General features: G+C 62.5%; 13 protein-coding genes and 1 pseudogene. 7 read left to right on the top strand and 7 right to left on the bottom strand.

Annotated features, from left to right (window positions below):
- The first annotated feature begins 153 nt into the window (after positions 1–153).
- The gene (gene ggt, locus AC5RWO_RS04860) at positions 154–1,980 is read left to right on the top strand and encodes a gamma-glutamyltransferase (RefSeq protein ID WP_498729798.1); all 1,827 of its coding nucleotides are present in this window, start codon (positions 154–156) and stop codon (positions 1,978–1,980) included.
- Positions 1,981–2,426: 446 nt separating this feature from the next.
- Here ggt and AC5RWO_RS04865 read toward each other — a convergent pair whose 3' ends face one another.
- Positions 2,427–3,350 carry a LysR family transcriptional regulator gene (locus AC5RWO_RS04865; protein ID WP_498729799.1) on the bottom strand — a complete coding sequence of 308 codons (924 nt, stop codon included), beginning with the start codon at positions 3,348–3,350 and terminating at the stop codon, positions 2,427–2,429.
- A gap of 111 nt (positions 3,351–3,461) precedes the next feature.
- On the opposite strand from AC5RWO_RS04865, the gene AC5RWO_RS04870 reads away from it, so the two are divergent.
- The 4 genes from AC5RWO_RS04870 (at position 3,462) to AC5RWO_RS04885 (ending at position 6,150) form a co-directional block, all read left to right on the top strand.
- Complete coding sequence (locus tag AC5RWO_RS04870) at positions 3,462–4,739, top strand: MFS transporter (protein ID WP_498729801.1); 1,278 nt, start codon at positions 3,462–3,464, stop codon at positions 4,737–4,739.
- A gap of 11 nt (positions 4,740–4,750) precedes the next feature.
- Entirely contained in the window at positions 4,751–4,897 is a 147-nt protein-coding gene (locus tag AC5RWO_RS04875) for a hypothetical protein (protein WP_498729802.1), read from the top strand.
- 5 nt (positions 4,898–4,902) lie between these two features.
- Complete coding sequence (locus AC5RWO_RS04880; protein ID WP_498729804.1) at positions 4,903–5,493, top strand: CGNR zinc finger domain-containing protein; 591 nt, start codon at positions 4,903–4,905, stop codon at positions 5,491–5,493.
- Positions 5,494–5,676: 183 nt separating this feature from the next.
- A complete protein-coding gene (locus tag AC5RWO_RS04885; protein WP_498729805.1) occupies positions 5,677–6,150 on the top strand; it encodes a hypothetical protein in 474 nt (157 codons plus the stop codon).
- On the opposite strand, the gene AC5RWO_RS04890 is transcribed toward AC5RWO_RS04885, so the two are convergent.
- Complete coding sequence (locus AC5RWO_RS04890; RefSeq protein ID WP_498729807.1) at positions 6,147–6,590, bottom strand: QcrA and Rieske domain-containing protein; 444 nt, start codon at positions 6,588–6,590, stop codon at positions 6,147–6,149. The two genes, AC5RWO_RS04885 and AC5RWO_RS04890, sit on opposite strands and share 4 nt — an antisense overlap.
- Before the next feature lie 178 nt (positions 6,591–6,768).
- Here AC5RWO_RS04890 and AC5RWO_RS04895 point away from each other — a divergent pair.
- A pseudogene (locus tag AC5RWO_RS04895) lies at positions 6,769–7,071 on the top strand (VOC family protein); the annotation flags it as partial.
- Between the two features lie 15 nt (positions 7,072–7,086).
- On the opposite strand, the gene AC5RWO_RS04900 reads toward AC5RWO_RS04895, so the two are convergent.
- From AC5RWO_RS04900 to uraD, 5 genes are all read right to left on the bottom strand, one after another.
- Positions 7,087–8,439, bottom strand: a complete 1,353-nt coding sequence (locus tag AC5RWO_RS04900; RefSeq protein ID WP_498729808.1) for an 8-oxoguanine deaminase — start codon at positions 8,437–8,439, stop codon at positions 7,087–7,089.
- A gap of 158 nt (positions 8,440–8,597) precedes the next feature.
- Complete coding sequence (locus AC5RWO_RS04905; RefSeq protein WP_498729809.1) at positions 8,598–10,169, bottom strand: nucleobase:cation symporter-2 family protein; 1,572 nt, start codon at positions 10,167–10,169, stop codon at positions 8,598–8,600.
- Between the two features lie 66 nt (positions 10,170–10,235).
- Positions 10,236–11,144, bottom strand: a complete 909-nt coding sequence (gene pucL, locus AC5RWO_RS04910; protein ID WP_498729811.1) for a factor-independent urate hydroxylase — start codon at positions 11,142–11,144, stop codon at positions 10,236–10,238.
- Positions 11,145–11,146: 2 nt separating this feature from the next.
- Entirely contained in the window at positions 11,147–11,488 is a 342-nt protein-coding gene (gene uraH, locus AC5RWO_RS04915) for a hydroxyisourate hydrolase (protein ID WP_498729812.1), read from the bottom strand.
- On the bottom strand, positions 11,485–11,979 hold the full coding sequence (gene uraD / locus AC5RWO_RS04920; protein ID WP_498729813.1) for a 2-oxo-4-hydroxy-4-carboxy-5-ureidoimidazoline decarboxylase: 495 nt from the start codon (positions 11,977–11,979) through the stop codon (positions 11,485–11,487). The genes uraH and uraD overlap by 4 nt, the downstream gene beginning before the upstream one ends.
- Positions 11,980–12,574: 595 nt before the next feature.
- On the opposite strand from uraD, the gene AC5RWO_RS04925 reads away from it, so the two are divergent.
- Positions 12,575–12,754 carry a hypothetical protein gene (locus AC5RWO_RS04925; protein ID WP_498729814.1) on the top strand — a complete coding sequence of 60 codons (180 nt, stop codon included), beginning with the start codon at positions 12,575–12,577 and terminating at the stop codon, positions 12,752–12,754.
- The last annotated feature ends 6 nt before the right edge of the window (positions 12,755–12,760 follow it).

Here is a 12,760-nt window from a genome sequence, read left to right on the forward strand (position 1 = left end):
CCCGGGGCCAAGGCAGCCGGCTCCAGCGCTTCGCCTCTCCCCCAATAAATCCGACGTCTCTCCCTTCGAGACGCCCTGCAGTATTGAGTGGCCGGAGCCCTGAGAGTAGCGTGGCCTCATCGACAACTCCTATCACCTCGATTCGGAGTGACCATGGCACATCTGAGACGTCGGTTCGCTGCCTTTACAGCCGCCCTGGTTATGAGCCTAACCAGCGGCACCGTTGCCAGCCCCGCCTTCGCCCACCCGACCGAGCCTGATAAGACCGCGACCGCCAGGGGGTACGGCGGTGCAGTAAGCACTGTCGACCCGGAGGCATCCGCCGCAGCGATCAGAGTCCTCCGCAAGGGCGGCAACGCCGTGGACGCCGCCGTAGCCGCGGCAGCGACCCTCGGCGTGACTGAACCGTACAGCGCCGGGATCGGCGGTGGCGGTTACTTCATGTTCTACGACGCGGAAACCGGTGAGGTCAGCTCAATCGACGGCCGCGAGACCGCACCCGAGGCGATGCCGCACGACGCGTTCATCGACCCGGAGACCGGCGAGCCCTACCGCTTCACACCGGAACTCGTCACCAGCGGCGTCTCCGTGGGCGTACCCGGCACGCCAGCTACCTGGGAGCGCGCCCTCGATCGTTGGGGAACGGTGAGCCTCCGCGAAGCGCTCAAGCCAGCCATCCAGGTCGCCAGCCGCGGCTTCGAAGTCGATGAAACATTCCGCCAGCAGACCCTTGACAACAAGGTCCGCTTCGAGGCGTTCACCTCGACGAGAAGCCTCTTCCTTCCGGACGGCGACGCACCCGCCGTCGGTAGTACCTTCAAGAACCACGACCTGGCCAAGACGTACCGGCTCCTCGCCAAACATGGCACGAACGCCTTTTACGATGGGCCGCTTGCGGAGGAAATTGCGGCCACAGTTCAGGATCCGCCGAAGACTGACACCACAAAGCTGCCCGTCCCGGTTGGCCACATGACGACGGCGGACCTGGCCGCGTACGAGGCTCTGGACCAGGATCCAGCGCACGTGGAATACCGCGGCCTGGACGTCTACGGCATGGCGCCCTCGAGCAGCGGCGGCACCACCGTCGGCGAAGCGCTGAACATCCTGGACACAGTCAACCTCTCCGAGATGACCGTTCCCGGCGCCCTGCACCACTACCTCGAGGCAAGCGCCCTTGCCTTCGCCGACCGCGGCAAGTACGTCGGCGACCCGGCCTTTGTCGACGTCCCCACCGCCGCCCTCACGGACCCTCTGTTCGGCAAGGAGCGCGCCTGCCGGATCGACCCGCTGCAGGCGGCCGAGAAACCCGTCGCACCCGGGAACGTATCCGAGTACGACGGCGTGTGCCCGGCTGCCGCCGCGGCCCCGGCTGACGAGAAGGACACTGAGAATATCTCGACAACCAATCTGACCGTCGCTGACAGGTGGGGAAACGTGGTCGAGTATACGCTCACGATCGAGCAGACCGGCGGATCCGGTATCGTGGTGCCCGGCCGCGGGTTCCTGCTCAACAACGAGCTGACCGACTTCTCCACCGTGTACGACCCGGCCGACCCGAACCGCATCGAGCCGGGGAAGCGGCCCCGCTCCTCAATGTCCCCGACCATCCTTCTCGAGGACGGTGAACCTTTCCTCGCGCTGGGTTCGCCGGGCGGCTCCACCATCATCACGACCGTCCTGCAGACGATCCTGAACCGCGTGGATCTGGGCATGGACATACCGGAAGCGATCGCGGCACCTCGGGCATCGCAACGAAACACCGCAAGTGTTACCGCCGAACCGGAGTTCATCGACACCTATGAAAGCCAGCTGAAACCCTACGGCCATGTGCTGCAGCCGGCTGGGGACTCGTTCACCTCAGCCGCAGAGATCGGCGCGGCCACCGCAATCGAGTTCATGCCAGACGGAAGCATGGTCGCCGCGGCAGAGCCGGCAAGGCGCGGAGGCGGCTCTGCCCTGGTACTCAAACCGTCGAGGTAGGCTGCGCCTTACCGTTGCTTCTTCCCCAGTTTGAACCAAGGGACAGTGGCTATTGCGGTGGCAAGATCCGGCGCTGATCTGCCCGCTGCACTCCTGTTCGCCAAGGCTACAGAACGACCGAAAACCGAGTATCGATGAGGATGCCCAACACCACGATCACTGATCGTGGTTCCTATCGTTCCAGCAGTCTCGTGTTGGCCCTCAAAGGTTGTCACCTGGGCTACTTCCTTGAGACCGCTGGCTTCTTCGAGCCCCGCGATAACAGCCTCTAAATTTTCCATACTGTGTTCCTTTGGCCGGCGGTATTGCTGATGCTACCGTGACCGGCCCTCAGTTTACGCGGCCGCCCAAATTGAACTTGGTTCCCCTGCACATGTTGCAACTCCCCCTAGCCTCCCCCCCACCTCGAGTGGCAGGTTATGTTGCAAGCATTAAGCTGGCCGATGCTAGCCTCTGTCGCTGGCCACGGAGGGACTGGGGCCCGTCCGGCTCGTGATGATGGAGATGAACTTTTGGGCGGCCGAGGTCCGAGCGGGTTGTCCGGTCCAGACCATGGTGAAAGGTCGGTGGAGCTGTATGCCCTCGGTTTCGACTTCGATCAGAGCGCCACTTTCGAGATGGGGGCGGACCAGTGAGCGGCTCACGATGGCGGGAGCAATACCGCTCGCGACGGCACCGGCGATCGCGCCAGTTCCTGTCATGAGAGCGGCCGGGGACGCCAAGCTATCTTCGACTTCAGCGGCCTGCAGTGCCAGTTCGAGAGTGCAGCGACCGGAACCCTTGTCGTCACAGATCAAAGGCGTGCGAGCCAGTTCTGCTGGTGAGATGAGGCGGCCCTGTCCGGCCCATGGGTGATCGGGAGAGACTACGACGGCGAGGGGATCGCTCCGGATCCGCTGGGAGGCGAGGTCAGTTGGCACTTCGGGCGTTTCGATAAATCCCAGGGTCGCCGCGTGTCCACGTACTCGCTTGATGACATCTGCGCTGCTGCCGGAAATGAGACGAACTGTGGGAGCATCCGGGGCCTGTCTGAGTGCATCCATCCACCCGGGAAGCAGTTGCTCTGAAATTGATTGGCTGGCAGCCACGCAAATATCGGCTTTGCTACGGAGCGTCCGCACCGACGATGCAAAGATGTCAGCGGCCTCCAGAAGGGGCCTGGCCCACTCGATCACGAGCTTACCGTCGTCCGTCAGTTCTGAACCGTTGCGCGAACGATGCAAAAGTGCCCGTCCAAGCCGGCGTTCTGCAAGCTGGATGCGTGCCGAGACCGCTTGCTGGGTAACCCCGGCATTGTCTGCTGCGCGGCGGAGGCTTCCCGTCCGATTGATACTCTCCAAGAGCCTCAATGTTTCTAAGTCAAGTTCCATCGTCGCCCTCCCTCCATGTGGCCACCGTACCAAGCGGTTACAAGCCTGCCTTGTCACCTGGTAACCAGAACTTCGTAGCCGTTTCGCATACATAACGGAAGCATTGCCGCTATGAGTGGCGAAGCTACCGCGAACCCCGGTGAAGCGGGCGAAGTGACGGATCAGCTCGGTAAAAGGGCACCTAGACAACGGGCGTTGATCGCCGGGGTCCAGGTAATGGCACTAGCTGTATGGTTCTCGGCTTCGGCGGTGGTTCCCTCACTCCAGTTCGAATGGCAGATCAGCCCTGCAGCCGCAGTATGGGTAACTGCGTCGACTCAGGTGGGCTTTGTACTGGGTGCAACCGCTTCTGCACTGACCAACCTTGCCGACCGACTTCGCCCAGACTGGTTACTCGCATGGTCAGCTTGCGGTGCCGCCGCCGCCACAGTTGCCTTTGCGCTATGGGCCGAGGGACTTGCCATCGCGGTCCTCTTGCGGTTTGCCACCGGGGTTTTTCTGGCAGGGGTGTACCCGGTAGGGATGAAGTTAATGGCATCCTGGTCAACTCCGGCTCAACGGGGGCTGGCCTTCGGGCTGTTGATCGGCGCACTCACGCTGGGATCTACGTTGCCGCACCTGATCGGTGCTTTTGAACTTTCTTGGAAGGCAGTCCTGCTCGTAGCTGCTGGTGCAACCTTGGCCGGAGGAATACTGTGCGCTGCGGCTGTTCGCCCTGGACCTCTTTTTGAAAGCCGTTCAGTGAGCCTCGATCCCGGGTTCCTGCGGCGAATGCTTCGCAATCGTGCCCAGCGGCTGGTCAACATAAGTTATTACGGGCACATGTGGGAACTCTATGCACTGTGGACCTGGCTGCCTTCTTTCATGCTGGCCTCGCAGGATCAGACTTCCCACTCGGGTTGGTCGATTAGCGGCACCGTGTTTTTCTGCATCGGCGTCGCCGGTGTAGTCGGCTGCGTGATTGGAGGTTGGGCCGCTGATCGCCACGGTCGCGCCGTGACTGCGGGGCTCTCTCTTGCGATCAGCGGTGGTTGTTGCATCCTCTCTGCGGCCTTCTTTGATGCCTCTTGGCCGGTGCTCATCGCCTTCTGTTCCCTTTGGGGTGCTGCGGTGATCGCTGATTCCGGAGTGTTCTCCACGCTCTTGAGCGAAGTGACCGAACCGGAGCATGTCGGTACCGCCCTGACAATACAGACCGCCCTCGGATTCCTCGTCACGATCGCTTCCATCCAGATCGTTCCGATCACCGCCGTGTTCGTGGGGTGGCAGTACGCATTCCTCATCCTCTTGATTGGTCCTCTGGCTGGTGTTGCTGCGCTGTATCGATTCCGACTCCTGGATATCGAGTCACGGCATCGCCCGAAGTTGGGGACAATCACGTCCGCCTAGCGGAGTAATTCATGCTCGCCACCGCGATCATCACCGTCGTCACCAAAAAGTGGCGCCTGGATTTACAGGGGTTCCCCCAAATCCCCAGGAAAGCAACGACAATTCAGCGTGATACCCCGCTGCCGGAACGTCACGGAAAATCCCAGCTGATAGCATGAGAAGCATGTCAAAGATCCCTCTTCCAGCCGCCCCAGGAGCCGAGCAGCATGCGAGTCTCGCCCTGGCTAACAGCACCGTCACGCTTCCTGGCGGGCACAGTGTGGACGAAATAGGCAGCCCGGAGGAAGCCACCGAATGGCTCATCAGCCACCAGCTCGTTCCCGATGAAACGGCTCTGCTGGCGTATTGTCAGACGCAGTTGGCAGCCTTGCGGAGCAACCTTCGTGCGGTCTTCACCACCCAGGTTGACGGCAGCGCTCCTGATCCCCAGGCTCTGGATGGCCTTAATCGAGCCCTCACGACGGTGGCCAGCGCACCGCTGCTGCGGTATGAGCCGCAGGAGGGCCTCCACCGGGCTCCACAGCATCCGGTCACACAGCTCGTCGAACACGCGATGGCCCAAATCGCCGAGGACGCCGCATCATTGCTGACCGGGAATCAAGCAGGACTGCTTGCCCGCTGCGAAGCAAGCCCCTGCGACCGCTTCATATTGCGCACCCACGCGCGCCGATACTGGTGCTCCACCCGGTGTGGCGACCGGGTCCGGGCAGCTCGGGCCTACGCCCGGAAGCAGGGCCAAGTTCGGGCCAGCTGATCACGATCGATCCCTCCCCTGCCGGACCGCCACAGTCTGGGATAACCCGTGCACGAAGATCATCCTCTCGACGCATCATCCGCCGGACGGTCTTAACTAGGCTCGTCATTAATCTTGAGCACCCGTTCCAGACCGACGCCCAGGGACATCGCTCCGCGGTCCACACCATGAGAGGAAAGATTTATGATCAACGCACTGCAGGACTTCACGGCCTCGCTTCCCACAGTGCTTCAGTGGGTAGGTGTGATACTCGCAGCCGCCATTCCGTTCATTGAGTCCTACTTCGGATCCGTCATCGGCATATTCGCCGGCATCAATCCGGTTATCGCGATCGCAGCCGCTATCGTCGGCAACGTGATCTCCATGCTACTCTTCGTGCTCGGCGCCCATGGCGTGCGCTCGAAGGTAGTCAGCGGTAAGGCACCCAAAGAGCCCTCGGCCCGCCGACAGAAGCTGCGGGCACAGTTCGACAAATATGGCGTCGCGGGCGTGAGCCTCCTGGGCCAGACCATCCTGCCGAGTCAGATCACCTCGGCCGCCATGGTCTCGTTCGGAGCGTCGAAGGATGCGGTTATTTTGTGGCAGATCGTCTCGATCATCCTGTGGGGCGTCGCCTTCGGCGTCTTCGCCAGCCTTGGGGTCTCTCTTATCGGCTAAACGACGACGGTGATCCAATCCCCGTCGATCGCCGCAGCAAAGCGGGGCAGCGGTGCGGGAGCCGGCCCACCCGTAACTGCGCCATCTGTCAGCGCGAAGGTCGAGTTGTGGCATGGACAAGCGATCTCACTTTCCGTCGCCGCCACCTTGCAGCCCTGGTGGGTGCATTCGGCGCTGTAGGCGAGGACCGTTTCCTCGTCGGGGCGGTGGATCAGGATCGGTTTTCCTTCAACCTCCATATTGGCGGAGCCGCCGACCGGAACCTCGCTGAGCTTGCCCGCCCGAACCGGCGTTCCCTCGGCGCCGACGGCCGCCGGTTCGCCGCTCGTATCTCCGACAAGATTCTGGAAGGGCGAGCAGCCGGCAAGGACGCCAGCCGTTCCTGCGACGGCACTTACGGTCAGGAGCGAACGGCGTGAAGGGACACGGGAAGATTCCATAAGTGCCATTCTTGCCGTAAAAACTTGGAAATTTCCAGCGGTGCGCCCCCACCAGGTATCGTTTGAGGCAATTTTTGTCTGCTCCCAAGGTTCTGGTGCCGCAGCGCCGATCGCCCAGGTCTGGATCATCCCGGTGTTGGTTTAGGGTCAGCTGTGACTATGGGCAGCGTTCTACGAAAAGCTCGGCTTCAGCAAACACGGAGGCGATCTCATGCAGAACTGGCTGATTCTGAAGAATGGTGAGGCCGTCGTCGGGCTCTTCCAAGGGATGTTTGAGCAGAATGCGCTGACGTTCAACCCTGGCTGGAATCAGGACGCGCAGGAGCTCGACTCCAACACCGACGTGCGCGAACTCCAGCGTCAACTGAAAGCCCAGGGCACACAATTCGTTGCGGAGGCAGACAAGGAGACGACCGGGCCGGCGAGCTTCATAGTGCTGGACCCGGATGGCAACCCGATCATCGTGGACCAGCACGTCTGACCACCGCGGAGTTGCTCAGCCGGCGACCAGCTCCCGGGCGGCTTTGGAGTGGTCCGTGATCAGTTCCTGGAGATCCAGCCCCTCGACCTGCCCGTCCACCACGCGCCATTGGCCGCCGACCATGACTCGGTCGGCCCGGTCCGCGCCGCACAACAGCAGCGCGGAGACCGGGTCGTGGCTGCCCGAAAAGCGCAGTTCGTCCAGCTTGAAGAACGCCAGATCGGCCTGCTTTCCGACGGCGATCTCGCCGATATCGGTACGCCCCAGTGCGCGGGCGGAGCCCTTGGTGGCCCAGCCGAGTGCCCGCTCGGGCGTCGCGAGCTCGGCGCCGTAGCGCAGCCGCTGCAGATACAGGGCCTGCTTGGCCTCGAGAATCATGTTGGAGCCGTCGTTCGACGCCGATCCGTCCACGCCCAGCCCCACGTTGACGCCGGCGTCCTCCAGTTCGATGGCACGGCAGATGCCGGAAGCCAGCCGCATGTTGGAGCTGGGGCAGTGCGCTACGCCGACCCCGGCGGTCCCGAGCTGCGCGACCTCGGCATCGTTGAAGTGGATGCCATGGCCCAGCCAGGTCCGCGGGGCCAGCCAGTCCACGCTTTCGAGATAGTCGAGTGGCCGCAGGCCGAACCGTTCGAGGCAGAAGTCCTCTTCGTCGATGGTTTCCGCCAGATGCGTGTGCAGCCGGACGTCATGCTGCACGGCGAGGGCGGCACTGTCTTTCATGATCTCCGGAGTGACGGAGAACGGTGAACAAGGGGCCAGTGCGATCTGGATCTGCGCGCCGGCCCCGCGTTCGTGGTAGCGCCCGATCAGCCTTTCGCTGTCGGCGAGGATCACGTCGGGAGCCTGGACTGTGCGCTGGGGCGGCAGGCCGCCGTCGTCCTCGCCGAGGGTCATGGAGCCGCGGGTGAGCATGGCACGCATCCCCAGCTCGCGCACCACCTCCACCTGGACGTCGATGGAGTCCTCCATGCCGGCGGGAAAGAGGTAGTGGTGGTCCGCCGCCGTTGTGCAGCCGGAGAGCAGCAGTTCGGCCAGCGCCGCCTTGGTGGCGAGCTCCAGGTAGCGCGGAGTCAGGCGGGCCCAGACCGGATAGAGGTTGATGAGCCACGGGAACAGCGGCACGTTGACCACCGGCGCCCAGGCCCGCGTGAGCGTTTGGTAGAAATGGTGGTGCGTGTTGACCAGGCCCGGCAGCACCACGTGCTCCCTGGCATCGAACACGGTTGTCCAGGGTCCGCGCGGTGTCTGGTCGGCCGCCACGAGTTCGACGATTTCGCCGCCTTCGACCACCAAATCGCCCGCGGCGTCGTCATTGTTGGCGGTGAAAATAGCCAGCGGGTTCTTCACCCAGGTACGTGCAGTCATGATGCTCCTTGTCAGGTACAGGTCTTGGCGCCGAGCGTTTCAAATAACGACGGCGATGCCGCCAGCTCAGTGTTGTCCTGTCTGCTGATCCAGGAGATCGTTTCGGGCCGGTCCCGGTCCGCGGGATGCGGAGCGGGACCGGCCCAGAGGCATGTTGGCTAGTGTTCCTTTGCGGCCTCGCCGTCGCAGATCCTGCGGATGTCCTCGGGGCAGTTGATCTCGCCCTTATCCAGCTTTTCCTTGACGATCTGGTACTGCTGGGCGGTGACCACCGGGATCTCGGTGCCGTCCGCGGCCATCAGCTTGCCGCCCTGGTAGTAGTCGCCGTCCTGCAGCGCCTGCAGCTCGTCCTCGCGGACCATGCGCGGCGGGCTGGCCACCAGCGAGGACTGCTGATCGGAGTTTCCGGCCTTTAGGTGGTTGAAGAGCAGGTTCAGCAGCACGGCCATGATGGCGGCGGAGCTGATGCCGGAGTGGAAGATGATGCCGAACCAGGTGGGGAACTCATCGTAGAAGGTCGGGGACACCACGGGGATCATGCCGAAGGCCAGCGACACGGCCACGATGATCATGTTCATGTTGTCTTTGTAGTCGACCTTGGACAGCGTGCGGATGCCGCTGGCGGCCACCGTGCCGAAGAGGACGATGCCTGCGCCGCCGAGGACGGGCGTCGGTACGGCTGCGACAACGCGGCCGAGGATCGGCAGCAGCCCCAGGACCAGCATGATCACGCCTCCCGCGGTCACCACGAAGCGGCTCTTGACGCCGGTGATGGCCACCAGCCCGACGTTCTGGGCGAAGGCAGTCTGCGTGAAGGAGTTGAACACGGGCGCCAGGGCGCTGGAGAGCATGTCCGCCCGCAGCCCGTCCGCAATGCGCCGCGAATTAACCTTGGTCTTGGCGATTTCGCCGACCGCCAAGATGTCCGCCGTCGTTTCCGTCATCGTGACGAGGATGACGATCGTCATCGAGATGATGGCTGCGAGGTCGAACACCGGCCAGCCGAAGGCGAAGGGCTGCGGGAAAGCGAAGATGGCGCCGTTGCCCACGTTGGAGAAGTCCGCGATGCCCAGGAGTGCCGCGACGACCGTGCCGGCGACAATGGCCAGCAGGATGGACAGGCGGGAGATGGCCGCGTTGCCGAGCTTGCTCAGCAGCAGTACCGCGGCAAGCGTTCCGGCGGCGAGCCCGATGTTGGCCAGGCTGCCGTAGTCGTCCGCCTTGGAGTTGCCGCCCATGGCCCAGTTGGCTGCAACCGGCATGAGCGTGAGGCCGATGGTGGTGATGATGACGCCGGTGACTACCGGCGGGAAGAACTTGATGACCTTCGCGAAGAACGGCGCGATGGCCAGACCGATCACGGACGCGACCAGCACGGAGCCGAACACCATCTCGATGCCGCCGCCGCCGCTCAGAATGGCTGTCATGGTTGCAACGCCGGCGAAGGAAACACCCTGTACCAGCGGCAGCTGCGATCCGAAGAACTTGACGCCGTAGCTCTGCAGGATGGTTGCCGCACCGCCAACGAAGAGGCAGGAGGCGATGAGCAGGGCGATTTCGTCCTGGCTCATGCCGGCCGCTGTACCCACAATCAGGGGCACCGCAATGATGCCGCCGTACATGGTCAAAACGTGCTGGAGACCGTAGGCAAAGGACTTGCCGATCGGCAGCCTTTCGTCCTCGGGCCGCTGTCCGGTTATAGTCTTACGTGTAGTTTTTGCTGCATTCACAGCTGACCTCCTTGTCGGCTGCAGAGGCCGGGACGCGCGCGTGCGTCCCGGCCTCTGGCATGTGGACTAGCAGAATCCGGGGATATTGGCCCAGACTTCATGCGTGGCGGGGGAACCCTCACGCTGGATGGTGGCTTCGATCAGTCCGTACGGCCGGTCCGCGGCGTAGAACACTTCGTTGGGGTTGTCCTGGCCGAACGGGCTCAGGTCCACCAGGAAGTGGTGCTTGTTCGGCAGCGACATCTTGATCTCGTCGATTTCCGGGTGCGCCTCGAGGACGAGACGGCCCATTTCGTACATGCTCTGCTGCAGTGCCAGGGAGTGCGTCTCCGCAAATCCCTTGAGCAGCAGAGCGCGGACGCTGGCGTAGACGGCGTCGAAATCGACGTCGAGGGTGTTGTAGCGCCAGCGCGCGGTCACATCAGTGGCGAGGATCCGGTCATTGGTTTCCTGCAGCGTGGTGTATTGATCCCGCGGGAAACCGTGGAATTCAGAACCAGTGGACTTCAGGACGGTCAGGTCCTCGATGCCTGCCACGATGGTCGTCTTGTTGCCGGAAATCTCAAGCACCGCGGTGCGGACTTCGCTCTTGTTCCGGGAAAAGGCGTGGTCGTGGTCGTTGATGCGGTCCCAGAAGTACTGCTCTGCGGACCAGCGCCCGCCGGTGACCCAGTCAAAGCTCTCCGTGAAGTGCTTGCCAAGACGGAGCAGGAACTCCTCCGTGGTGGTGACGCCGTCGCGGGCAAGTGCGTAGACGGTGTTCTTCTGGGTATCGGTGGCGACTACGTGGGCGTTGTCGCCGGCGGTGTGCGCCGCTTCGAAGTCGCCGCGCAGCTGCGAGGTGACGTTGAGGTCCTGGATCTGGTGGCGGTCGGTGTCCCGGGTGATTTTGACCAGGCGGACTTCGGCCTTGCCGTACTGGTTCTGGCCCAGGACGATGCGGGTGCCGGTGGCGGATTCCACTGTGGCGGTCATGATTAGCTCCCTCGGTATGTTGAGTATGCAAACGGGCTGATGAGAAGTGGTACGTGGTAGTGCTCTGCTGTGTCCTTCACTTCGAAGGTCAGTTCCACGAACGGGAAGAAGGTTTCCGTACCCTTCTGCCCAAAGTAGGGGCCGGTTTCAAACGTGATCCGGTAGATCCCTGCTTCGATCACCTCGGGGCCAAGATTCTTGATACGGCCGTCATTGTCCGTATGCTCCGTGGCGATTTCTTGCCAGCCGGTTGCCGTTTTGGCTTCCAGTGTGGCCTTGACACCGGAGGCAGGCCTCCCGGTCCCGGTGTCGAGAATGTGGGTGGTGACATGGCTGACGCTCATGCTTCGATGACTCCTTCAAGTCGGAGGATGGCAATTTCGCGCAACTGGCCGGCGACGACGGCGATTTCCTCGTCGGGCGAATTGCGCAGCCGCTTTTCAAGCTGGCTAAGAATTTCCTCGGCGCTGCGGCCGGCGGCACGGATCAGGAAGACCCTGTCGAACTTTTTCTCGTACGCCTGGTTGCCTGAGCGGAGCCTGTCCTGGACTTCGGCGGACTGTGCGACGCCGGATTGTTCCTCGCGGGACATATCCGCCTCGGTGCTGCTGCCGGCGGCCTTTTCGCCAATGCGCGGATGGTGCGCCAGGGCGCCGTCGATCTCTTCTTCCGTCCAAGGCTGGGCCGCCTGCTCGGCGAACGACAGAAGCTCTTCGCGGCTGCTGAAAGGACGGGCCCGGATTATTTCGGTGGCCCAGCGCGTTATGTCCACGCAGGGGCGCAGCACGTCGAGGGCTGCGCTATCCGAGGCAGAGTTAAAAGAGGCGAGATTCATTGCGGGTGTCAGCTTTCTAGAGATCTAATCCACCTCAGACGCTGAACACCCTTGACCATCGATAAATCGACTTGATTCGATGTTTCTGTATGGTGGAATCTTTATTTCATAAACAGTGTAAGCCGTGTCACAGGGTATGTGTCAAGGGTACCGGAAATTTATTTTTGCCGACTACCGCTGTCGATCGGAGGACCGTAGGGGCCAACCGACGGACCATCCGGCGGTAGCCCCGTTCAAGCGGGAGGCGGCCAACCCCTGGGGCCGCAAGCATTACGACGGCGACATGCAACTCAATACCGCGGCCCGGTCCGATTTACTTCAGAAGCCGCAGCGAAAACCGTTGCCCATAGGATTCTGTCGGCCGATCTGGCATCCTTGTCAGAATCAGGAACGGCCGGAGCGATCCCGAAGCCTTCCTGGAAGCGGCAGCAACATTAGCGGGCACCAAAGCGCCTGCATGAGGATTCCTGCCCCAAACTTCTGCACTCAACCTCTTGACCACCCCTCCGGCTCCCCTTAGCATTTTCATATAGCAATATTATTTTTCCGCTATTCGGAATCAGAGCTTAGGAAGCTAAGGAATTGGAGAACCAGCATGAATACACCCAGCCCCGAAACCCAGACCGGACAGTCAGCCACGGCCCATATCTACGAGGCCGGCGGCTCGGACCCGGATTTCTACATTCCGCCGACGCGCGTCCGGCACGGACAGGGCGGTCTGCTCAATACGCTGCGGAGCCTGCCGAACCGGTTGGCTCGCGCCACCCGCGGCTAGCAACAC

Source organism: Arthrobacter sp. B055-34, from assembly GCF_059090425.1.

Coding starts and splice junctions, on each gene's coding strand:
- ggt (WP_498729798.1), top strand. CDS start 154: ATGGCACATCTGAGACGTCGGTTCGCTGCCTTTACAGCCGCCCTGGTT.
- AC5RWO_RS04865 (WP_498729799.1), bottom strand. CDS start 3,350: ATGGAACTTGACTTAGAAACATTGAGGCTCTTGGAGAGTATCAATCGG.
- AC5RWO_RS04870 (WP_498729801.1), top strand. CDS start 3,462: ATGAGTGGCGAAGCTACCGCGAACCCCGGTGAAGCGGGCGAAGTGACG.
- AC5RWO_RS04875 (WP_498729802.1), top strand. CDS start 4,751: ATGCTCGCCACCGCGATCATCACCGTCGTCACCAAAAAGTGGCGCCTG.
- AC5RWO_RS04880 (WP_498729804.1), top strand. CDS start 4,903: ATGTCAAAGATCCCTCTTCCAGCCGCCCCAGGAGCCGAGCAGCATGCG.
- AC5RWO_RS04885 (WP_498729805.1), top strand. CDS start 5,677: ATGATCAACGCACTGCAGGACTTCACGGCCTCGCTTCCCACAGTGCTT.
- AC5RWO_RS04890 (WP_498729807.1), bottom strand. CDS start 6,590: ATGGAATCTTCCCGTGTCCCTTCACGCCGTTCGCTCCTGACCGTAAGT.
- AC5RWO_RS04900 (WP_498729808.1), bottom strand. CDS start 8,439: ATGACTGCACGTACCTGGGTGAAGAACCCGCTGGCTATTTTCACCGCC.
- pucL (WP_498729811.1), bottom strand. CDS start 11,144: ATGACCGCCACAGTGGAATCCGCCACCGGCACCCGCATCGTCCTGGGC.
- uraH (WP_498729812.1), bottom strand. CDS start 11,488: ATGAGCGTCAGCCATGTCACCACCCACATTCTCGACACCGGGACCGGG.
- uraD (WP_498729813.1), bottom strand. CDS start 11,979: ATGAATCTCGCCTCTTTTAACTCTGCCTCGGATAGCGCAGCCCTCGAC.
- AC5RWO_RS04925 (WP_498729814.1), top strand. CDS start 12,575: ATGAATACACCCAGCCCCGAAACCCAGACCGGACAGTCAGCCACGGCC.